Raw genomic sequence first — 23,172 nt, forward strand, 5'->3', positions numbered from 1 at the left:
TCTCACCTTTTCTCAAACCCTTAACCTTTCCTGATCATTCCCATCGACTTCAACTATCTGAAAATGGAGCGGCGAGCAGTACCGCCTCGATTTCATCAGACGCTTTTTCCCCATTCCTTATTAATCCTACTAAGTTCCGAGAGGTACTTTTCAAAAATCATTCTTCTGGAGTCTTTTCCGGCAACACGATGGGAGAGCTCGTAATCTACCGCCATATTGAAAGCTACACGACTGATTATCCAAAAGAGAAGTTCATCCAGCGAATGCGTGTGCTTTCTGAAAATCTCATAACCTCTTTCTGAGGAGACATATTCAAAACCCTCACTTTTAAACTCCACGTGAGGAGTACCATCTTCGGGGGAGCTCTCTCTAACCAACAGCATAGACTTAGGCGCTCCCAACTTAGCGCCTATCAAACTCACGGTTTTCTGCAGCTCACCGAAATTGGAAACCATACTAATTCGTTCTTCTCAACAAAAGGGGACTGATTTGAATGGCACTTACTTAACCTTCTTCGGGTGTCCATTTCTCCTGACCTCGGCCCTTGCCGCCGAGCGCGTCTGCATCAGCATCGGGTACGGCTTGGGCCTTCGTTTTATGGCGCGAGGTTCAATCCGTCCCGGCCGGTTTCCGACACGTTTTCTGGCGATCAGTTTGAGTAAATCCTGCACCCTATCGTCCTGTTCGTCGGAGCTGTACTGCTGCATCGCAAGGAATAATTGAAGGCTATGTTTAAAGCTAAGCTCGCGTGGCAAGCAATCAGCTAATAGCGCTGATTTGGCCATGATCATCCGAATCAAATTATGCGCCAGCAGATACACCCACAACTCTTTTACAGCCATGCCAGGCGTCTTGCAGCTCAACGTTTCAAGCCCCAGCGTTATTTTGATATTGCGCAGATCCAGCTCAACATGCCAACGGTCTTTGTATAGTGATTTGAGCCCCGCTTTGGGGACTTGCTGCGGGCAGTTCAAAGTGGTCACCAGGATTTTTCCGCCGGTTTTCAGCTCACGCACTGTCAGTGTTTCAGGCGCATCGTCGTAATAAGTTTGGCTCATCCAGGAAGGTCGATTCCCAGGTTTTGTCAGCTCAACCAAATGATCTTCCGGCCCCAGCGATTGCCCGAGCCGAAAGTCGGTACTGCGCCGCCTGGCGCCATACTGCTCGAACACGCCATCGATCCCACGACGTTGCAGTTCGCACAGCAGAAAGTACGTTGCGTAGTAGGCATCGCCCAACACAATGTCGCCTCGATTCAGAGTGTCGAGCATCGTCCTGAGTAGCGTCTGTTCATCGCCACCTTTGCCTCGAAAGCGCCCCAGCGAGGCATCTAAAACAGCACCGCTGGCCAAGCAAATGATTCCTACCAAACGGCAGATGGGGAAACCCAGTCCTGCTTTCTGACCACGCGACTGCGGATAGGCAGCTTGGTTGGCCGCAGTGTCTGGCAGGGCCACTGTGGTGCCATCTACGAGGCGCACCGGACGCCCCATCCAGCGCCAGGATGGTGACGCGTTATTACTCATCGTTGATCCCGTGGAGCGCAACAATGTTGAAACCATCTCTACCGGTAACCGCGCCCGTGCTTTGCAATAAGCGCCGGTGTACACGCTGCTGGGGCTTAGCCCATCGCAGCAACGTCTGATCGAAAAATCATTCACGGCCTTCTGACAAGAACGGTCGGCATTCATGGCTTGAGCCAGAAACATCGACAGTGTTTCAGTCGGCGGGAACAAGCGTTGACGATGCTTGGGCATCACTGACTCGGCACGATGTAGCAGCGCCGGATCGGCTAGCAGCTTAAAGAATGCATGGGCGTTGCTGTTTTTGGCGTGCTGCTGAATGCGCTGCTGTTGATACCTGACGATTTGACGTCTACGATTCACGCGGGCTGTCCTTGTTCGAGTGGTGTGTGTTCGCAACTATCACCGTAGACCAAGGACGGCCTTTTTTCATTTTTCTTTATTCATATCAGCTGGTTAGCTGTTAAGGAAGTGCCATTCGGGACTGATTTATTTAATGCACCTTTAAACTCTAATTTAAATAAATCCGCCCCCTTTTCTCTCTTTTCTTTACCCTTAAAACAGCAGTTAAACGACATAACATCCTTTTACGTTAGAAGTTTCGTATCTCCATGACTTTATTAGCCGATCCGCAGCGACAAAAACCGAATATCGGCAATCTCTAATCCAAGTTATGTAATACCGCCTGCCTCCGTTTTCATCAACAACCTTATCAAAGGTCTTATTTTTATTTACAGGCGACCAATATGAGTCGCCACATCCTCGAGTGCAGTCTTTGTAAAGGTGGGAATCGAAATGAGTACCTACCCATAGATTCATTCCATTTTCCCAATTGGAATGGGAAGGTGCGCAGCCAGCCAAGGCCGACAATAATACTACTAAAAGCCATTTATTAATTTTCACGCTTTTTCTCCGACTCAATTGCTGGGCGGTACTTATCGTACAGTGCTCCATAATTTACAAGCAGAGCAGGCGGCACGAACAAAAGGGGACAGATTTATTTAATAGGTTTTTTTCAACTCTAACTTAAATAAATTCTTCCCCTTTTTTTCAGTCTCCTTTTTTCATTTCCACATTATTGCTAACACACCCTCATCTCTAACCCAAAAAAATCTATCCTACCTTTTAAAATACAACACTTGGAAATACTTTACGAAACATATGCTGTATCGCTGGCAACCGGGCTAGTTCGTCCAACATTTCGGCAGCCGAAAGCGGCATATCGTAGGGTACCGTGCCACGGAGCAGTGCTATTCCATATAAGGCATATTCCTCGTTTTTAGAGTGACTCCAATTTGGAACATAGCCAATTACTTTGTAGATCTTGAAAATAGGCTCATCAAACTCAATCAAATCATATAAAAAATCTGGAGCTCCCTCCGCCCCTAAAAATCCTGCGCACCACGATTGTAACTCTGATCTATCAATAGCCTCGCAGAACAGACAGGTAATTACAAACCCTAAAAGCTCATCACTGTAACGCTCAGTTTTTTCTATAATCACTTTCCGCCCCCCATAGCTTCACCACCTATGTGTCCAGTTTTGCTGTGAATCAACTCCGGAACGAGCTGCATCCGTCCGCTATCTTGGTGATGATGCCACGTGTATCCATCAATTTTACTTTTCCCCGCTTCTATTTGTTGCATTTGTTTAGCTGTAAACCCAGAACTGCTCACCTGCCCTTTATGTATAGCATTCGATAGATCTTGGGTTGCGAGACCCATTTGTTGTCTATAGCTAGCAGAGTTAAATACCTCGGTCGGCAACCGAGTGTCAAACGCAACAATATCATCAAATATCGGGAAACCCCTGTTATCAAATACTATGCCAGTAACTGGATGACGTTGACCCGCAAGATACACATTTCGGCCATCCGCAGGCGGTACGGTAGTTGATATGACATTTTCACTTCCATGACTAGCTTCCAGCTCACTGCGAGCACTATGAGGATTATATGGAGCATCTGGACTAGTGACGCTAGCCGTATCCGCATCGTTCCGTATTGAGCAGACTCCACCACTACAGCTATAACATGGACCCGTGTTATGGACCCAGGTGCTTAATTTTCCAACGTAAAACGTATGCCCAATATCAACAGTTAAATTATAGGTCGTACCTTGAGGCTGAAGTAGCGCAACAGAAATCACCTTAATCGATGCCTCTTGCGTCGCCCCATCCCCCAACGACTGCAGTTGATCACCCGGCTTGAGCTCTATAAGTGGCACAAAGCCTTTGCGCGCCGGCACGTAAAACGGATGACCCGGCGTCACTTGCAGAGTCTCAGTGATACCTTCACCGGCACTGCCGTTCTTCACAAGCGTCAACTGATAGATCGGTTGATCCGTGCGAATGTGGGTTGCTGAGACCTTCGACGCGAACGGCTCACCGCCTTCTTCAGGTTTGGTCCAGACGACGTCGCCCACCCTGAGCGCGTCAATGGCTCGTTCACCATCAGGGGTGGCGACCATAGTCCCGGCTGCAAAACAGCATGGGCTATAGCCTGCTAATTTGGCCTGTGCTTGGTTGGCAAACTGTTCAGTCCCCTTACCCGCCGCCGCATCCAAGCCTTTACCAGCTGCTGACTCAAGACCCTTTCCGGCAACAGTCTCTGCAGCCTTGCCAGCGATAGCCTCCGTACCTTTAACCGCTAATGCGTCGCGCGCTGCCAACTCTTTGATTGCGCTTAACAATGCTCCCTTGCCTACTCCACCTATGGGCATAAGCTCAGCAAGCAGCTTGAGATCAATATCTGAATTAATGCCACCACTTGCCAAAACACGTAGCCGGTCTATTTGCTCTGCTTGGGAGGCGGCGTCAGAACTGAGCGCGGCGATCTCAGGGAGTTTCGTGATAGCCGTACGCTCTCCGTATTGCTCGGACCACGCATCAGGCACAACACCCATGCCACCAGGTTCGTTGTTGTAGGTTGTGTTACTTGAAGGATTGAACAGCAGCGAATCCTTGTACTGCTTTTCTGTGGACTTGAACGCAACGACCTGATCCCCGTTGGCAACAATGGGGCTGCCATCTCCCCAGGTCAGCAGGACTTTCTCGTTTTGCAGCTTGGTGATAACTCCCCGCGCAACAGTCAGGTCGTCACCTAATGCTTGCCCTTCAGGGTTAGAAGGACCGTAACCGGCCAGAATCCCTTGAAGCTCATTGTTGGTTTTCTGATCGACCTCGCCTCCGGCAACAAACGTTAGGAGCGCATCCCACTCAAAACCAGATCGGCTTTGACCTTTGGTGGCATCTAAACTCTTGGCCTCTTGGGCCAGTCGTTTCTCTTCTTGAACGTGCAACTTGCGGTTGTATGACTGTGCATTCCCGGCGATTTCCGAGCCCATGGCGACATCGCCATCAACACTCGCGGCAGCGAGCAATCCCACCAGCTTCGAAGCCGCATTGACCAGACGATCGTGTTCCGCTGGATCATTGCCACTGAGCAAAGGCGACTTATCCAACGCCACAATAAGGGCTTCGTTAGCACCCGCAGCCATCGCTCCCGTTTTAAAGTCGCCGCCCATTGCTTCTGAAAGCAAACCACCTACAACAGCATGCAGTGCAGTTTTGCTCAGGCCGCTGTCTTGAAGTTTGAAGGCATTACCAAAATCACCAACGCCGGTGAACGCTGTCGCCTGCATTACATCGAAAAGGCTACCCTTCATTGCATCCTTGAAGCTGCCTTGTCCAAGAGCTTCAGAGAGCGTTCCGCGTACGGCACCGCCAGCCAATTGAATCGTTCCAAAACGGCCAATCGCTGCGGGGTCATTCCAATGGGGTACGACGCTTGGTCCACTTACCTTGTTAGTTACAGGGTCGCTCTGCGCGCCAAACCAATTGCCACTGGCGTAATTCACAAAGCCCGCAGAAGCGCCCGCGATCAGTGACTGCTTCAAGCTGTCGCTGCTGAAGGTTTCCTTGAATGCGGCCCCCAAGTTGCCTTTATTGTTTATGGTGCTGACGACGCCGGTACTGGCAAGCGAGGTCAACGAGGCAGTCGCGATGACGTTGCCCAACCCTGCTGCAGTTCCTGCGACTGCTGCGGTGGTCGACGTCGCAGCGGTAGCGGCTGTCGCGGCAGCCATAGTGGAGCCGGCCCCTACAGCGCTACCTGCCGAAGCAGCTAGCGCACTGGCCGCTCCCGCCGTCAACACGGTGACAACGATGATAATTGCCAGCATTGCGCCTTGGCCGAGGCTGGAGTGGCTGTATTTAAAGGAGTCGTGCAACTCCTTCACATGCCGCCAATCCACATCCCCACGCTTCTCGGCTTCTTTCAACCAAGCCAACTGTGGGTCTGCTTTGACCATCACATCAATCGTTTGACTAACCGTGTTCTGATCAATCTGTTTAATGTCGATCTTCAGCCCGTTAACCGCCTTGATCGCCAACTCACCCTGCGCCACCAACTCACTCTGACGCAATGTCTCGTCGGTATTCCCCTTACCCTTGGCGCTTGTCCACGCCAGGTCACCCTTGCTCTTCTCGTGGCTCTCCTGATGCAGGTCTTTGACCGCCTCGAAGGTCACTGCGCCGCCACTGGTGATGGCCAGGTCCTTACCACTCTCAAGCTTGGCCCGCTGATACAACTGATCACCGCCACTGACCAGCGACAGATCACCACCAGTCTTGATCTCAGTCCCCACATTTATAACGTGGGTCACCTCATCACGCTTGGTCTTCTTCGCGCCCCAGCCCCCCTTCTCGTTCATGTCGTAAAGGCTGTAGGTGCTGTTCTGCGCCGCCAACAAACTCAACTTATCCCCGCTATACAGATAAGCCTCATTCCCCGCACTGATCCTGCTCGCCACAATCGTGGTATCACGCCCCGCCTGGCTGACAAAATCCCCACCCGCCGTCAGCACGCTCGCCACTTGAGTGGTCTGGTCGTCCGAGGTCTTGATGCGTTTTTTGCCGTCCTTTTCCTTGCCCTCGACGTTGTGCATGTCGCTGACCGAGGCGACGTTGAGGTCGCGGCCGGCAGCGATGGTGAGGTCTTTGCCGGCGGTGGCATTGCTGCCAATGATGTTGACGTCTTGGCCGGCCTGCATGTTGAGGTTGCCGCCCGCCGTGACGCTGGCGGCGAGGTTTTTGACGTCGGTGGTGATGCTGGATTTCTCGCCGCCGTCGCGGGTCTCGTGTTTGACGCTGGTGTCGCTGGCGGCGATGAGGTTGAGGTCGCGGCCGGCGGTTAAGTTAGCGTCCTTGCCAGCGGTGAGGGCGCCTCGGTTGGTGAGGTCGCGGCCGGCGTCGATGGCGAGGTTTTCGCGGGCGACGATGGTGCCAGCGCTGGTGTCGGTGAGGGTGCGCATACCGGCGCCGTCACGCACCTGGATGGCGGTGGTTTCGTTGGTGATATCGCCTTTGAGCGCCGTGAGGCTGACTTGTTTGCCGCGGATTTCGCCGGCCATGGCGTTGCGGATGCTGTCCTGGGCCAGCAGGCTGAGGTTGTTGCCGGCTTCGACCAGGCCGCCGGTGTAGATACTGCCGCTGCTGATGGCAGAGAGGTTGTTGCTGGCGCGCAGGGTGCCGACGTTGATCAGGTCGCCGCCGGTGACCAGGTTGAGGTCGCGGCCCTGGATGAGGCTGTTGCCGCGCACGTTGCGCGAGTCGGCCTGGGCCAGGTACAGCACCGGCACGAGCACGGTCTGGCCGTCGATGACGCGGTTTTCCATCCACACGATGTCGTGGGTCAGGGCGCCGACTTGCTGGTCGGTGAGGGCCACGCCCAGGCTAAGGCGCAGCGCGTCTTTGCTGGCAAGGCCGTTGTCCATCAGGTAGCGGAACTGGTCGGCGTCGCTGTACAGGCCGCCGGCGAGGAAGCGTTGGCCGGTTTGCGCGAGGACGGCGTCGCGGATCAGGCGGGTTTCGTACTGGCCGTCACCGAGGCGGCGCCAGGCATTGTCGGAATTGAAACCGAGTTTGCCGAGCATGTAGTCGGAGCTGAAGAAGCCCGACGCCGAGGTGAATTCGGGGTTGGTCTCGATCAGGTAGTGGCTGGTGGGGTCGGCGTTTTTGACGAACAGGCCGTACTCGCCCTTGGGCAGTTGGAAGGTCGGCGAGCTGGTGGGGTCGACCGGCGCGAAGGCGGTGCCGGTGTAGTCCACCGGTACGAAGCCGCCACCGGGGGCCACGCCCACCACGGGCAGTACGCTGCCGGGCGCCTGGGCGCTCGGGTCGTTGGCGTGTTTGCTCAGGTTGATGTTGATGCCGCCGACGGGGATGCCGGTCTGGTCGTCGCCGAGGGTGCCGGTCAACTGCGCCAGGGTGTTGTTGTGCAGCGTGCCGTTTTGCAGGGTGCGGGCGACGTTGAGGTTGACCGTGCCGCCGGCTTGCAGGGTGGCGTCGTAGCCGGGGCCGCTGTTGTTGGTCCAGGTGGTGACGTCACTTGCGTAGGCGAACGGCAGGCTATTGGGTGAGCGGCTTTTGAGTTCTTCGAAGCGCGCCTTGTCGAAATTCCCGGCCGCCGTGGCCGCATTGAACGCGGGCACGTCGACATATTGCATGCGTTCAAACAAATCGTCGGAGACGTGACCTGGGGTGCCGATGACAAGCTTGCGCTGGCCCGTGCGCGTGGCGGCGCCCTGATTGAGCAGGTCACCGGCAGTAATGCTCAGGTCGCCATTGGCGGCCATCAGGCTGTAGCGGTTCTGCACATTGTCGCCTTGCAGCAACATGTTTTTGCCAGCCACCAGGCGTGCCGCTACCGAGTCCTTGGTCGCCGCCTCAAGGTACGTTTCGTAGATGGTGATCTCGCCGCGTTCCCAGTTGTCGCTCTCGCCGCAGTGCTGGCCACAGATCCAACTCAAGCTGCCGGTGGTCAGCGTTTGCCCGAGTTCGAATGCGTCTTTGGCGTTTTCGATAAAGCCTGCATTGATGCCGATCGAGCCTTCGCTTTCCACGGTGCCGGAACGGTTGCTGAACAGCACGGCACGCCCGCCATCGCGGGCGGCGAAGCTCAGGTTGCCTTTGCTGTAGACATCGCCATAGCTGTTGCTGAAGCCATTGCTGCGCAAGGTCATGTCGCCGCCGCTGAACAGCAGCGTATCGGCAGCATTGGTAATGCCGTTGACCGCCGTGAGGTTCACCGCGCCCTGGGCACCGAGGGTGCCACGGTTGTTGATTTGCGCGGCGGCGATATCCAGTTGCTGGCGGGCGGTGAGGAAGCCGAGGTTGTCCAGAGTGCCGCCCAGGGTCAGGCGGGTATTGTTGGCCGCCAGGCGGCCGCCGTTCTGGCTGAGGTTGCTGGCGGCGACGGTGAGTGTTTGCAGGGCCGAGACGCGGCCGCTGTTGGTGATATCGCCGGTGGTGATGCTGATGTCACCGTCGCTGAGCAGTTCGCCGCCGTTGTCCAGGCTGGCCACGTTGAGGATCAAGCCCTTGGCGCTGGCCATGCGGTCGCCGGCCTTGAGGGCCAGCCCCTGGTCGCTCTTGTAGGTGAGCACGTCGTTGAGTTGCACACGGCCCAGGCCATCGACGTTGCCGAATGCCCAGTCGGCGCTGCCCATGCCCTGAATATTGCCCTGGCTGCCGGAGAGGCTGGCGGTGTTGAGGTGGAACAGGCCGGTGCCGGCGTGTTGCAGCATCCCGTTCTGGTTGTTGACGCTGGCGGCGTCAAGGCTGAAGGCCTGGCTGCCGAATTCGAGGGTGCCGTTCTGGTTGTTCAACGCACCGCTGAGGTTGACGCGGCTGCTGGCGCCGCCCAGGGCACGCAGTTGGCCGTTGGCGCTGTTATCGAGGTTGCCGCCAGTGAGGGCCAGGCCCTGGTTGGCTTCGACCAAACCGCCCTGGTTGGTGAGGGTGTCGCGTGAGGTCAGGTTGATCTGATTGCCGCTGACCTGGCCGCCCGCGCTGTTGTCGAGGCTGGCGCCGCTGACGGTCACTTGTTCTTTGCCGAACAGTTTGCCGCCACGGTTGGCCAGGGCTTCGACGGTCAGTTGCAGGTTGCCGACCAGGCTTGCCATCAGGCCGCCGCTGCCGTTGTCGACGCTGTTGGCGGTGACGGTCAGGCTGTCGCCTTGCACGGTGCCGCCCTGGTTATCCAGGCGGGTGGTATTCAACTCGGTGAGGGCGCCGCCGCTGAGGATCAGGCCCTTGCGGTTGCTCACATCCTGGCCGCTGTAGCTCAGGCCTTCGGCGCCGGCCAGCAGTTGGCCGTTGTCGTTGTTCAGGTGCTGGGCGGCGATGTCCAGGCGCTTGCCGCGCAGGGTGCCGCCGTCGTTGTTGAGGGTGGTGAGTTGCTTGACCAGCACGCTGCGTTCGCCCGCGTCGATCTGGCCGCCGACGTTGGTCAGCAGGTCGCTGACCTTGAGCACAACGTCACCGCCATCGCTGACCAGCGCGCCTTTGTTGCTGTTGTTGAAGGTCTGTGCGGTGACGTCGACGGTCTGGCCCAGCAGGATGCCGGCGCTGTTGTCGAAGCGCTCGCCTTGCAGCTGCAGCAGGCCCTCGCTCTGAATGCGGCCCTGGGCGTTGAGCAACTGACCCGGGCCCTTGAGCAGCAGGCTTACGCCCTGGGCGCCACCGGCCAGCAGGCCGGCGTTGCGGTTGTCGAGGCCGGAAGCGCGCACGTCGAGGTGGTCGCCCAACACGCGCCCGGCGCGGTTGTCGATATCGCCGCCAGCCACGTCGAGCAGCAGTTGCTTGCCGACAATCGTGCCGCTCTGGTTATCCAGGTGGGCGGCGTGCAGTTCGATATCGCCCTGCCCGGCCTGCAAGCGGCCCTGGGCGTTGTTGAGCTGTTGCGCGGCGGTGAGGGTGAGCTTGCCGGTGTCGGCGCTCAGTACGCCGCCTGCGTTGCTGCTGAGGGTACCGGCAGTAACGTTCAGATCGGTGCTGGCCTGGGCGAAACCCTGATTGTTGTTGAAGGTGTTGGAAACGGCTAGGTTGAGTGCGCCACCGTCGGCCTGGATCAAGCCCTTGAGGCTGTTGTCGAGATCGCTGGCATTGACGGTCGCGGTTTTGCCCACCAGCACGCCGTTCTGGTTGTTCAGGGTGCCGGCGTTGACGGTCAGGTCGTTGGCGATGACTTGCCCGCCGCTGTTGTTCAGCTCGGCACTGGTGAGCACCATGCTGCCACCGGCCATTTCGATACGGCCCTGGCGGTTGTCCAGCGATGCGCTGTTGAGCGTGGCGGCCTGGCCTTCGCCGAAGCGGATCAAGCCGCCGAGGTTGACGATGGCCGGCGAGTTGATCGCCAGGCTCTGCTCACCGAACAGGCGCGCAGTGGCGCCCTGGTTAGTGAGTTTGGCGCTGCTGACCTCGACGGTCTTGGCCTGGATGATCGCGCCCTGGTTGGTCAGCGCTTGCGCGGCGGTAATCGCCAGGGCGCGGCTGGCCAGCAGGTTACCGCTGGTGGTGACGGTTTGCGCGTTCACCACCAGGTCGCCCGTGGTGTTGCGGCTGTTATCGGCGGCAACGCCGGCTTCGATGATGCCGGGGTTGTTCACGCTGGCCGCGTTGATATCGATGCGCTGGCCGGCGGCGATGCTCTTGCGGTTGACCAAGGCTTGGGCGCTGGTGACCTGCACATTGCCGTTGGCGTAGACCTTGTCGGTGAGGTCGACGTTTTGCGCGGTGACTTTGACGTTACCGGTGGCCGCCGCCTGCGCCATGCTCAGGCGCCCGTTGGCGTCGAGCTGAATATCGCCACCACTGGCGGCCAGGGTTCCGTCGAGCTTCACGCCCACACCGGCCTCGGTGCCCACCAGTTTGATCGCGCCGGCATACATGCCGCCCAGGGCCGAGGAGTCGATCGCCAGCTCGGGCTTGGCGCTGCCGTCGTCGGCACGGGCGGTGGTTTTCAGGCTTTGCGCATCGACGTCGTTGCGCCCGGCAATCACGTTGAGTTCGCGGGCGTTGATTTGTGCGTTGATCTTGGCCGAGCGGGTGATGATGTCGAAGCGTTCGACGTTGCTGGCGTTCAAGCCTTCGCCGTCGATGGTCACGGCGCCGCCATCCACTTCATAGCGCTGCAATTGACCGCTTGCGTCGAGCACCGGTTTGCCGGTGGTGAGGGTGACGTTGGGGGTGTTGATAAAGCCGCAACCGCTGCACGTCACGCCGTACGGGTTGGCCACGATGACCTTGGCCGACTGCCCCGCCACTTCGGTGTAGCCGCGCAACTGGCTGGGGCTGCCGCCGTTGACTTCGTTGAGGATGACGTTCGCCGCGCCGCCCTTGAGGTTGGGGTTGCCGACAATGATCCCGCCCAGTTGGGTGTTGACCATGGCGCCGTTGCCGTTGTTGAGGATCACGCCGTTGGGCCCGACGTTGTAGTCCTTGAACTGGTTATGAGACAAGCCCGCGCCATTGGGGGTGGCGATGTTCACCACCGGCACGCCATTGCCCGCCGCGCCTACGGTGGTGCCCGGCGCACTGACCACAATGCCCTCGGCCTGGGCCAGCAGCGGCTGCCAGAACAGTGCGTTGGCAAGGATCAACGCCAGCCCGCGCTTGGGCAGGCCGAAGAACGCGTCCCGGCGCTTCAGGGCGGCAGAAGGTTGGCGGGCCAGGAAGGCGAATTGGCGAACATCCATTGTCAGGCTCTCATGCAGCGGGGCGTTGAATTACAGGAAAAAATCCATGCGGAAGTAGATCGGCGCTTCGCGCTCGGTGACTACACCGGGTCTTTCTAACGAATGAGCAAAGGTCACGCTGGTGCTCACGTGTTTGCCACGGGCGAACAGCTCCAGGGAGTTGCTGGACACCCGGCCATGAACGTTGTCGTTATAGCGGTCGTTGCGGATCACGCCCTGGTCGTAACCGACGCTGGCGCCGTATTCGAAGAAGGCCGGGCGCATCCAGTCGAGGGTCACCGGGCGTGCCCAGCGCACTTCGTTGCGCCAGTAGCCGCCGCTGTCGCCGGTCAGCAATTGGTCCTTGAAACCGCGCACCGAGGCCGAGCCGCCGAGGCTCATACGCTGCGGCGAAAACAGCGGGTCTTCACTGCGTTGCCCGGTGGCCAGGCTGCTGAAGCTGAACGACTCGCCCCACAGGCTGAACGGTTGCAGGTAGCTGACGGTGGCGGTGTATTTGCGGTAGCGCGAGTTCGGTTGGCGACGGCCCGCAGGGTCACGCTCGTCTTGGGCCTGGGCGTCGAGCAGGCCGATGCCGCTTTGCATGCCCAGGTCCAGGTTGACGAAGGCACTGCCAATGCGCCGCCCGTGGTTGACGCCCAGTTGCAGTTCGCTGAGGCGGTTGCTGCTGGGCGCGGTGCGCACGTCGAGGATGTAGTTGTTGGTGCGCAGGTGCGCCAGGCCGACGTTGACCGAGGTCTTGCTGACGTCATCGCGGTGGATCACACGCTCGGCGCGCAGTTGGTGGTTCTGGTTGTCGCCGTCCTGCTTGTATTTGAAGCCGTCGGCGATGCCGTAGGTGCGGTAGTCGCTCTCGCTGTAGGTGTAGCTGAAGTTCCACCAGCCCCATGGCACGTTGTAGTAGAGCATGGTGTTTTTCGAGGTTTTCTGGTGGTCGCTGATGGCGTCGTGGCCGCCGCGCAGCATCAGTTGGTCGCCCAGGCCGAGTGGGCTGTCCCACTCCAGGCCAGCGCCCCATTGCTGTTCGCCGGTGCTTTTCTGCCCGTCGTTGTTGCGCGACAGGCTGGCGCGCCAGGGCTTTTGCGCGGTGTTCTTGACCACCACGTCGCTACCGCCGATCTGCTTGCCGGGGGTGAGCTCCATCTGTGCTTGTTTGGACGGCAGGCGGTTGAGCTGGTCCACCAATTGCTCGATTTCACGCAGGTTCAGCGCTTCACCGACCTTGCCGGGAAAGGCCATGGCCAGTTCGCGGTCGGTCACTGTGCTGCCTTCGGCGCTGCGCAAGGCTTCGAGTTTGCCTTCCACCACCAGCACTTGCAGGTGGCCGGTGGAAAGGTCCTGTTGCGGCAGGTAGGCACGGCTGGTAACGCGGCCTTTGCCGAGGTAGTAGTCGGTGATGGTTTTGAGCAAATCGTTAAGCTGCGACACGCCCAGGCATTGGCCGATGTAGGGCTTGAGCAGGCGCTCGCGCTCGGGCGCCGGCAGGCTGTCGGCACCTTTGAGTTCGATGGTTTTGATCGGGAAGCACCGAGTGTCGGCAGGGCTTGCCGGGGCTTGGGGCTTTTCCGCTTTGCCGGGCAGGTCCTGGAGTTCCTGCAGACGCCGCTGCTGCTCTTCGAGCAGGCGATTCTGCCGGTCGCGGATCAAGTCCTGATCGCCAGGCGTGGGGGCGGCGGATGCACTGTTCAGGCTCAGGCAGGTGAGCAGGAACGTGCAGAGAAGAAACCGAGTCCGTGGCAATAACGAAGACATGTTCGATCCATCGAAAATCAAGGGCCGCGAAACTAACATCGAACCTTCCAGCTAGCCTAGAAACGGGCGCAGTTGGGCCGTTCGCTGAAATAGTCTTCAAGCTATTGATTAATAAATATAAATTTTCATCAAAAGGGCCAAGCCTTTTCACCGGAAGTGATTATTCCGACAAGTGGCAGCGATTTTGATGGCAATTCGACGAAGGGTTTTTTGATTGCCATTATTTAGCCATCAAGTTTCGTCGAGTTAGGTTAGTACCGAGGAAAGGAGAAAAGTTCGCGGGGGTTTTGTGAATTGGATCCCATTTATCGGAATTCCAAGGAGAGGGTTGAACCACTGCAATCTAAAGGATGGGAAATAACCAATGTGGGAGCAAGCCCCCTCCCACATTGTGTACTCGCAGCATTGAGGATGTCAGCCAATGCCCTTGTCTTTGTCGGCCCCGGGCACCAGGGCCAGGCCAGGGCGTTCGACATCGCGGGAGACGTGGGACTTCACTTCTTCGACGCCGCCCTCTTCATCGTTGTGGATCACCAGTACGCCAGGGCGGCGCAGTTGTTCCAGGTCGCCATCGCCCAGGTTGAAGCTTTCACTCAGGTGCTTGTCACTCAGGGCATTGGCCTCTGCGCGGCGCTGGGCAAACTGGCGGCCGCGGCGCTGTTGATAGCGCGCCCAGCCGATCAGGATCAACGCGTTGAACAAGGCGATCCACAGGTAGATCTGCAAGGTGTTGAGCGCGGCAAAGATCGGCGCCTCGATGCGTGGGCCGCCATGGGTCTCGAGCATGGCGCCGATGCCACGTGCCAGCAGCCAGACCAGCCCGCCCCAGGCCAGCAGGGTCAGCAACACATCGATGATCCACATCACAGGGCTCTGGCGAGTTCTGACCAGTTTCATGCTCACGCCTCCTCTCCGGCAGGTTTAATTCCGCGATCCGGGCTGACCCAGCGTGCGCGCTTCTGATGCTGGTTGAACAACACCTTGGGAAAGCTCACCAGCGTGGTGAACAGGCTCACCAGCCAGAACACCATCGGGTACCACACGGTCCAGAACAGGGTTTTCCACAAGTCTTTTTCGTAGCGCCGGTCGATCAGGATGCTGACCGCAAACTGCAGCAGGCACACCATCGCCAGCACCAGGCCGGTAAACGCGGGTGGCACCAACGAGTCCACGGTAATCGCCGCCGGCAGCGTGACGAATTTACCCACGGCCCAGAAGATCACCGACAGCAGGAAGGTGAAGGCCCAACCGGTGGACAGGCAGTATTCGAACAGCAGCGGCCACAGGTAGCGATGGCGCCATTGCCAGATGCCGCGAATATTCTTGAACAGCACTTCGGCGCCGCCCTGGGCCCAGCGCAGGCGCTGTTTCCACAGGCCGCCGACGGTCTCGGGCATGAGGATCCAGCACAGGGCACGCGGCTCGTAGAAGATCGACCAATGATCCAGTTGCAGCTTCCAACTGACATCGATGTCTTCGGTGATCATGTCGGTGCTCCAGTAGTCGATGCGGTCCAGCGCCTTCTTGCGAAACGCCACCACCACACCCGAGACCGTGAAGATCCGTCCGAACACCCGCTGGGTGCGCTTGATCAAGCCGATGATCGAGGAGAACTCGCCGACCTGAACCCGCCCGATCAGGGTGGAGCGGGTACGGATGCGCGGGTTGCCGGTGACGGCGCCCAGGCGCGGGTTGTCGAGCATCGGTGCCACCATGTAGGCCGCCGCGTTCTTGTCGAGCAACGCATCGCCATCGATGCACACCAGGTATTCGCTGCGGGCGGCCACCGCCCCCATGCGCAGGGCCACGGCCTTGCCCTGGTTCTGCGCCAGGTGCAGCACGCGCAGGCGTGGGTGTTGCAGTGCCAGGGCATCGAGTACCGCTGCGGTGTTGTCGCTGGAGCCGTCGTTGACCGCGATCACTTCGATGTTTGTGTACACCTGGGCCAACGCGGCCGCCATGGTGTCAGCGACGTTATCGCCTTCGTTGTAGCAAGGGATGATGATCGAAATCAGCGGGTTACCGGCCAGGGTCGGCGCCGGGGTGTCTTCCTCCCACGGCCAATGGCGCTCCCAGTGCAGCCAGAAGTACAGGCCGCCGGCGATCCACAGCGCCGACATGAACAGCGGGTAGAAGAACACGAAGTCCATCAGGAACTGCCCGGTGATCAGGAAGATCAGGCCCAGAGGCAAGCCCAATACCAGCGCCAACACGAATAGAGCCAGGATTCTGTCGAACATGATCAAGGATTCCATTGGTTGGAGAGGGCCGGACGTATCGTCTTCAAGTCCGGGGAGTTTTCCAGGAAGTTGTCCGGGTAGTAGCCGAAACTGGTGACGCCCTGGCGTTTGAGTACACCCATCCACTCTGCCAATTGCTCAGCGCTGATATCCGGCGCGGCTTGGGTGCGCCAGTCTTTGGCTTGCAGTTCGAAGACGGTCTTTTCAAGTGCGCCGGGGCGTGCCTTGACCGTGGCCACCAGCTTTTCCAGCCAGGCATTGGAGTCTTTCAGCGACTGGCCTTCCATCAGCGGCATGGCCATGGGCGCCGTCCAGTCGTAGGTCTTGAGGAAGTCATCGAGGTTCTGCGCAAACCAGGCTTCGCTGCCGGGGTTGAGCATCGGCTCGGCGAAGATATTGCGAGCGGTGAGGATCTGCGGGCCGCGAATGGCGCGCACCTTCACGGTCAGCTCGTTGGTGAAATCAGTCAGGTAGCGGCTCTTGAAGCGAGTCCAACGCTGCATCACTGCAGGGTCGGCACGCAGCGCAGCGATATTGTCCGGCAAGCCCTGGGCAGCATAGGCCTTGAGTGCGGCGGGGCTGGCGTCTTCAAAGTCGCTTAGCAGCGCATCGTCGTGATACAGCACGCCGTCGATGGCACTGTTGCTGGTACGCGCCAGGTCTTCGTAGATCTCACCGATGAGCTGCCGCACTTTCGGATCAAAGGGCGACAGGCGCTTGTATTGATCCGGATCGGTAGCAACCTTGCCGGTCTGCGGGTCCCAGCGGGTCACGCGTGGCAGCTTGGCGTCGAGGGCAAAACTGAGCACCGGCATCCACGCAAACACGCTGGCGTGGGCACGGGTATGCAACTGCCAGGAAACGCGGTTGAACAGGTCGGCGCGCATCGGCAGGTGGCGGTTGGGGAAGTACACCGAATGCACCAGGCCATCACCCTTGGGGTCGGCGTAGGCTTGCAGAAACACCGTGACGGCGCCCATGTCCACCACGCGCTGCACCAGCACATCGAGGTTGTGCGCCTGTTGAACCGGGTCGGGGTCATAGACGTGATCCAGGTCCACATGCACGACGCGCAACGGAGCCTTGGCCTGAACCGAAACCATGCTGCTGGCGAAGTGTTCCCCATCCGGGTCGGAGGCCACCAAAAAGCGCGGGCTGTTCATCAGCTTGTTGGAATCATCCAACCCGTCGTCCAGCGTAAGCGCCATCTCATAGCCGTGTTCACCGACCACCGCCAGGGTGGTGCCATCGGCCGCGCCATACGGCCATACCCATACCCGTGGAGCCTTGCCAGTGACGGTACGAATTTTATTGGAAATGGCTGCTACGTCAGTACGCATCCGCGCCTGGAACTGCGCTTCGGTTTCATAGCGACCGGTCGCCGGGTCATAGCGGCGCGTGGTGGCCGCGGGTTCAAGGTTGCCCTGGGGATTGGCGAGTATGCCTTTGTGATTGGCGTCGGTATGGGCGGCGATTTCCACCAGGCCCGATCGGGACACTTCGCGAATCTGCTGCCAGGTCAGGAAGTCGCCCCGTGGGCGCGGTGTACCGGCGAAGTCCACCGGCTGGTTCAGCGGCGTGTCGATCCAACTGCCCACCGGCGCCAGCACGGCCGGCCAATTGTAGGCCCGCAAGATCGGCATCACGCGGGTGTAGAAGCTGGAATAGCCGTCATCGAAGCTGAGCATCACGGCCTTGGGCGGCAGTGTCGGCCCGCCCCGGCGCGCAGCAAGGACTTGATCCACGCTGACCGCCTGGTAACCGTTCTCGCGCAGCCAGGCCAATTGCTCGATCAAGCGCTCGGTACGCACCGCCACCACGGCCTGGTCAGGGTCGTTGTCCGAGACGTCGTGGTAGGCAATGCCCAGGAAATGGTTCTTCGGCCACGGCGCTTCGCTGGCCAGTGTCGGCCGCTCGGCAGGTGGAACGAATGGCGCGGGTTGCTGGGCGCATGCGGCGGCCAGCATTACACCCAGGACCAGAAAAAAACGGCTGAGGAGGGTCATGGTCGGGCTCTTCTAGAAACGGTAAGTGAGGTCCAGGAGCAGGCGCAAATCGCGTTCGCGCTCGCCGTCGTAAGGTCGGCTGACCAGGCTCAGGTTGGCGCCGGCTTCCAGCACGTCATTCCAGCGAAAGCGTTGGCCGTACCCGATCAAGCCGACGCCGCCGGTGGAGTAATCCTTTTGGCTATAGGTACCCGCACCGAGCTGGAACTGCTGACTCCACTGGGTTTCGTAGCGGTGATAAAGCACATGGTTGACGTTGACGGTGGGCAACACACTGAAGTCGGACTTGGGGTTGAAGTAGATCGTGTCTTCCTTGCTGTTGCGGCTGGCACCGACTTCCAGGCCCAGCTCTACTTGCACTTTGGGCGAGCTGTAGATGCCTTCGCGACCGGTGAGTAAGGCTTCGACGCGGTCGTTGCCATCGCTGAAATGCGACGGGCTGACGGCCAGTTTCCACTCGCGGCTTTCGTTGGCGCGCCAGCGGATAAAACCGCTGCCGCCGTTGGCCGTGACACCTTCATTCAACGCCCGTAACGGTGTGGTGTTAAGCAGGTAGCCAAGGCTGCCGCCGTACTGCCAGTGGTCGTTGATGTCGCGAGCGATCGACACGCTCGCGCCTTGTTTGGCGCCATCGCCATAGGAGTGGTTGGACACTTCGGCTTCGATGGTCATATCGCGGGTGCGCCGCTCCACGCCCACACGCTGCCAACGGTGATGGCCGGTACCTTCGGCGAAATCGGCAGTGCCATAACCGACACCGGCGAACAGGCGCCAGTCCTCGTCGATGGGCGGGGTGTAGATCACGCTTTCTATGCCCCAGTCACGGCTACCCGACACCGCGCCGGCCTCTTGGTTGTTGCCGCCACCGAAGCTTTTGCCGGTGTAGGCTTCCACCCGCACTTCGGCCATGTCGTGCACGTCGCGCAGGCGTTTGAGACGCTGTACCTGGCGGTTGTCCGGGGCGCGGGCAACGACGTCATCGGTGAGCAGGTCCAGTTGCCGCCATTCCTGCAGGTCCAACGCGGTGAAGCCTTGGGACATTTCCACCCCGATGTCACGAGGGCTCTGGTTTTCGGTCTCCTTGAGGGAGTCTTCAGCGCGTCTGGGCCATTCACGGGCACGGTACATTTCTGCCTGTGCCAAACGTACACCGATGCTGCCGGGAGCTTTGCTCCCCAGGTCTTCCAGCGCTTGTTCGCTGGCATTCAGGTCGGCGCCATAGGTACCGGCCTGGGCCGCCAATTGCTGGGCGTCCATCCATTCGTCGTTAGGGTTGCCGATAGGCAAACCCTTGAGTTCAACCCGAGGTTTCTCGGTGCTGGCCAGCTGCGTGGCGACCGCACGCGCCTCATCCACCTGATCGTTTTCCAACAAGGCGTAGAACAGGGCGGTGCTGTCTTTGACATGATCACCGACGTCGGCATCCGCTGCAGTCAGCGCCTGGCGATACAGCGGCGCGGCTTTTTCCGGCAGGCGCTGGTCGAGGTAGGATGCGGCGACCCAGCGCACGGCGTAGGTCGGCAACTGCACGCCTTGGGCGGTGAGCACTTCGTATTCGCGAATCACCTCAGCGGTGCGTGCACGGGCCTTGAGTGCCCCAAGCCGGTCGATACGCCAGCGCACGACGTCGTCGTGAGCAGTGGCGTCCGGAGCCCAGCGGCTGATCAGCTTGTCGTAATCCTGCAGGGCGCGATCGGCGATGACGTAGCGTTCTTTTTCGGTACGCGTAGCGAACTCGGCCATGCGCACGCGCTCGGCGGCAAGGTCGCCTTCCAGGCGGCGCTGGGTGACCGCGTCCACCAGGCCCGGGCGCTTGGCCGACAGGCGCAGGGCGGCTTCGGGCAAGCGAGCCTTTTGCAGGGCGACGATGTATTCACGGGCCACTTCCGGTTTGTCGCCGGCACGGATAAAGGCTTGGTCGAACTCGAACAAGGCGTCGTAATTCAAGCCGGCGCGTGTCAGCGCATAACCCAGGGCCATGCGGCGGTTCGGGTCATTGGGTTGCGCCGCCACCATCGTGCGCAAGCGTTGCACCGCTTCGTTGGCCTTGCCGCCATCGGCCTGGGTCAGGGCCTGGCCCAGTTGCAAGTCGACGTTATTCGGTTCACGCAGCAGAGCCTGGCGATAGACCGCTTCGGCCTGAGCCCATTGTTTTTGATTGCGATAGGTGCGCGCCACCGTGGCAAGTGCCTGGGTGGTGAGGTTGCGGTGCTTGCCTTGTGCTTCGTACACCTTGAGCACTTCGTCGTCTTGCCCGGCCCAACCGGCAATCACCAGGTGGTCACTGACCTGGCCTGGGGTTTGGCGTTCGGCAGACAGTTGGCGCAGTTGCGTCAACGCCGGCGTGAAGTGACCGTTGCGGGCCTGGATGATCAGGGCATCGTAGGCGGGATCGGCAAACGCAAGGCCAGGAACCAGCAATTGGCTGCACAGGGCGGCCCCGATAAGCAGACGCAACCGGCCTGAAGCACTGTAGGGGAGGTTTCGCAGCATATCGTGAGCTTCCTTACACACGGAAAGCCCTAACGATAGATGGTCCTGAGCAAAACGCATCAGGGTGTCGGCGTCTCGGGACCCGACCTAGCTTTCCTGTAAGAACTATCTCTTAGCGAAGTAGGGGGAAGTACAATTCAGAACAATTGTTCAGAATTGTGCGATCGCGATTTTTTGCCCTCAAACAAAACGAATGTGGGAGCCGGGTTTGTGTGGGAGCCGGGCTTGCCCGCGATGCAGGCACCGCGGTCGTTCAGCCAGACCGGGGCGATGCTATCGCAGGCAAGCCAGCTCCCACACAAGCCTGCTCCCACATTTTTTTACCGCATTTTCAGCGCTTACTGGGCGCCGCTCACCGCACCGACTTTCGACATCACAAAGCCAATGAACTGCTCAACGGTCATCTTCTGGCCGTTGAAGGTCACTTCGTTGTTGGCGTAGTGCAGCTTGGAAACCACATCGGTGCCCACCAGGGTTGCCAGTTGCGTGCCGACTGCCATGCCGCTGACCATCTCGGCCGCCATCTGCGATTGCTGCTCGATGGCTTTGGGGTCAGTCACACCACCGACCTGGGCTTGCAGGGCCGCTACGTCGCTGATCATTGGCTTGGACAGGGTCAGGTTGGCATCCAGCAGCGCAATCATCTGCTTGCCCAGTTCAACCGGCGGCAGCTCCATGGACGTTGGCTTGGCCAGGTCCACAACCAGGTTGAACTTGCTTTCGCCGTGGGTGGTTTTAAGCGACAGGTTTTCCACCGCCAGTTGCGGCTTGGCAGCCAGTACCTGGTTGACGTTGGCTTCGGCCAGGGCCTGCTCGGCTTCGGTCAATTGCAGTTCCGGCACGGGTTGGCCAGCGGCGGCCGCGGCTTGCACCGGCTGCATCTTGTCCTGGTAGAGCTTGGTCAGCACCAGCATCGCCGGGATATCGACATTCTTCATGCTCACGGCCATGGCGGCCGAGCCGACCGGTTTGCCCTGATAACCGATCTCGTCGATCTTGTAGTCTACGCGACCGGCCAGGTTGTTGTCCTTGGCTTGGGTGGAGTCTTTCTGCTCGAAGCCCTTGAGGGTCAGCACGGCTTTCTGCGGGCCGAAGGTGACCTTGGTATCGGTCAGTTCCACGGTGTTCTGGCCGGTGTAGAAGCCAAAGGTGGATTTCTCCAGGTTGCTGGCAACAGTCAGGCCAGCCAGTTCCGCTTCGAACGGTGCGCCATTGGCATCGATCGCCGCGACCTTGAGGCTGTTCATGAAGCCATCAGCCTTGACCTTCTGGCCTTCGGCGCTGCTGTCGAATTCCAGGTTGGCGCCAGAGAAGCTCACCGAGGAGGTGTCGTCCTTGAACTCAAGCGGCAGCAATTCGATGTTGCCGCTGACCGAACGGCTGTAGCCGATGTTCGCCACGCCTTTGAGCGGCGACACGTCTTTGCTGGCGGCGAACCATTTTTCAGTGGTGGGGTTCTTTTCCAGTTCGTAGTGACTGGTGGCCATGACCGGCAACCACTTGAGGGTCACCAGGCGCGAGAACGGCAGCGGGCCGTGCTCGATATGGTCGACGAACAGCAACTCAGGGTTCGGGTTGTCTTCACCGAACACGCTGCCCTGGCCCTTGAGGCGATAGTGCGCCGTGCTGCTGAACACGCCACGGTCCAGAGACACCAGTTCCAGAGCCACGCTGCCGTCGACGCCGGCCATGGAGGTCTGCAACTCTTTGTTGGCGTTCTGGATGGCGGTTTGCAGGACCGGCTCCAGTTGTTTACCGGTGTACCAGGCGCCGCCCGCACTGACGGCGCCGATGGCGACAACAAAACCCAAGAAAACAACTGCTGGCTTATTCATGAAGTGACCTGATCAAATCCTGTGAGAAGTGGGCTGTCTTCCTTGAACCCCGAAGGGGTTGGCTCAAGCCCGCCGAAAACGGGGGAAGATTAGCACTGGCGAGCGCAAACGGCCCAGCCTTTCAGAGGGATCAGTTCCGTAGGAGTTCAGGAGTACTCCAGCTCGATTTCGTCCAACTGGTGATCAAAACTCTTCAAGCGGGCGGTCCAGGTGTACACCAACACCTCAAACTCGCGGTGGATCACGGCATTGCCGGGGGTGTCGGCCTTGGGGTCGCAAAAATCCAACTGGTAGCGCTCGCGGGCCATTTGCGTGGCCACGTCGGACAATTCCCGCGCGTTATCCAGCCAGTGCCTACCGTCAGCAACCTGCCGATCCAGCAACACGCACTGCTTTTTCAGGACTTCGAGGCTTTTTTCCAGCGGCGTGCCGGTGAGGTCGCCCATGACCTCCTGGAAGGTGCGCCCGGGCTGCCAGTAGCTGCCCCAGAAATAGCGGTCGAATACGGTTTCGACGCGGCGCAGGGCAACCTTGGTGTCCCAGATCGCGACGCGGGTCTTGCCTTGCTCGAGGAGCTTTTTCTTCACTCGCTGGTTTTGATAAGACGCCCAGGCCACCACGCCGATGGACAAGGTGCCGATCACCAGGCAGGCGCTGTCCAGGAACACCATGGCCTTGTCGAGTTGATGGGCGAGCATGACACCGTAGAAATACGCGGCCGATAACAATACCAGTGCGAAGAGCACGCACCAGAAAGCGGGAGCATAAGGGTTTTTCATTATTGG

Annotated in this window: 11 protein-coding genes; all 11 read right to left on the minus strand. The window is 59.3% G+C overall.

Annotated features, from left to right (window positions below):
* Nucleotides 1-95 precede the first annotated feature (95 nt).
* Complete coding sequence (locus JH25_RS0127180; RefSeq protein WP_050549373.1) at nucleotides 96-455, minus strand: Imm63 family immunity protein; 360 nt, start codon at nucleotides 453-455, stop codon at nucleotides 96-98.
* Between the two features lie 45 nt (nucleotides 456-500).
* Nucleotides 501-1,886, minus strand: coding sequence for an IS4 family transposase (locus JH25_RS13660; protein ID WP_032878488.1), 1,386 nt, complete (start codon nucleotides 1,884-1,886; stop codon nucleotides 501-503).
* A 762-nt stretch (nucleotides 1,887-2,648) separates the two neighbouring features.
* Nucleotides 2,649-3,026 (minus strand): hypothetical protein, encoded by a 378-nt coding sequence (locus JH25_RS13655; RefSeq protein WP_081088332.1) that lies wholly within the window; start codon nucleotides 3,024-3,026, stop codon nucleotides 2,649-2,651.
* Nucleotides 3,023-12,061, minus strand: coding sequence for a two-partner secretion domain-containing protein (locus JH25_RS0127185; RefSeq protein ID WP_081883315.1), 9,039 nt, complete (start codon nucleotides 12,059-12,061; stop codon nucleotides 3,023-3,025). Before JH25_RS0127185 ends, JH25_RS13655 begins: the two co-directional genes overlap by 4 nt.
* Before the next feature lie 30 nt (nucleotides 12,062-12,091).
* On the minus strand, nucleotides 12,092-13,813 hold the full coding sequence (locus tag JH25_RS13650; RefSeq protein WP_005783598.1) for a ShlB/FhaC/HecB family hemolysin secretion/activation protein: 1,722 nt from the start codon (nucleotides 13,811-13,813) through the stop codon (nucleotides 12,092-12,094).
* Between the two features lie 414 nt (nucleotides 13,814-14,227).
* Nucleotides 14,228-14,710, minus strand: a complete 483-nt coding sequence (pgaD, locus tag JH25_RS13645) for a poly-beta-1,6-N-acetyl-D-glucosamine biosynthesis protein PgaD (protein WP_032878490.1) — start codon at nucleotides 14,708-14,710, stop codon at nucleotides 14,228-14,230.
* A 2-nt stretch (nucleotides 14,711-14,712) separates the two neighbouring features.
* Entirely contained in the window at nucleotides 14,713-16,053 is a 1,341-nt protein-coding gene (pgaC, locus tag JH25_RS13640; RefSeq protein ID WP_032878491.1) for a poly-beta-1,6-N-acetyl-D-glucosamine synthase, read from the minus strand.
* A gap of 2 nt (nucleotides 16,054-16,055) precedes the next feature.
* Entirely contained in the window at nucleotides 16,056-18,059 is a 2,004-nt protein-coding gene (gene pgaB / locus JH25_RS13635; RefSeq protein WP_032878493.1) for a poly-beta-1,6-N-acetyl-D-glucosamine N-deacetylase PgaB, read from the minus strand.
* 12 nt (nucleotides 18,060-18,071) lie between these two features.
* Nucleotides 18,072-20,552 (minus strand): poly-beta-1,6 N-acetyl-D-glucosamine export porin PgaA, encoded by a 2,481-nt coding sequence (gene pgaA, locus JH25_RS13630; protein WP_032878494.1) that lies wholly within the window; start codon nucleotides 20,550-20,552, stop codon nucleotides 18,072-18,074.
* 338 nt (nucleotides 20,553-20,890) lie between these two features.
* Nucleotides 20,891-22,387 carry a YdgA family protein gene (locus JH25_RS13625; protein WP_032878495.1) on the minus strand — a complete coding sequence of 499 codons (1,497 nt, stop codon included), beginning with the start codon at nucleotides 22,385-22,387 and terminating at the stop codon, nucleotides 20,891-20,893.
* Between the two features lie 146 nt (nucleotides 22,388-22,533).
* Nucleotides 22,534-23,166 carry a hypothetical protein gene (locus JH25_RS13620; RefSeq protein WP_032878496.1) on the minus strand — a complete coding sequence of 211 codons (633 nt, stop codon included), beginning with the start codon at nucleotides 23,164-23,166 and terminating at the stop codon, nucleotides 22,534-22,536.
* Between the last annotated feature and the right edge of the window lie 6 nt (nucleotides 23,167-23,172).

It is taken from the genome of Pseudomonas sp. BRG-100 (genome assembly GCF_000737955.1).
GTDB lineage: Bacteria > Pseudomonadota > Gammaproteobacteria > Pseudomonadales > Pseudomonadaceae > Aquipseudomonas > Aquipseudomonas synxantha_A.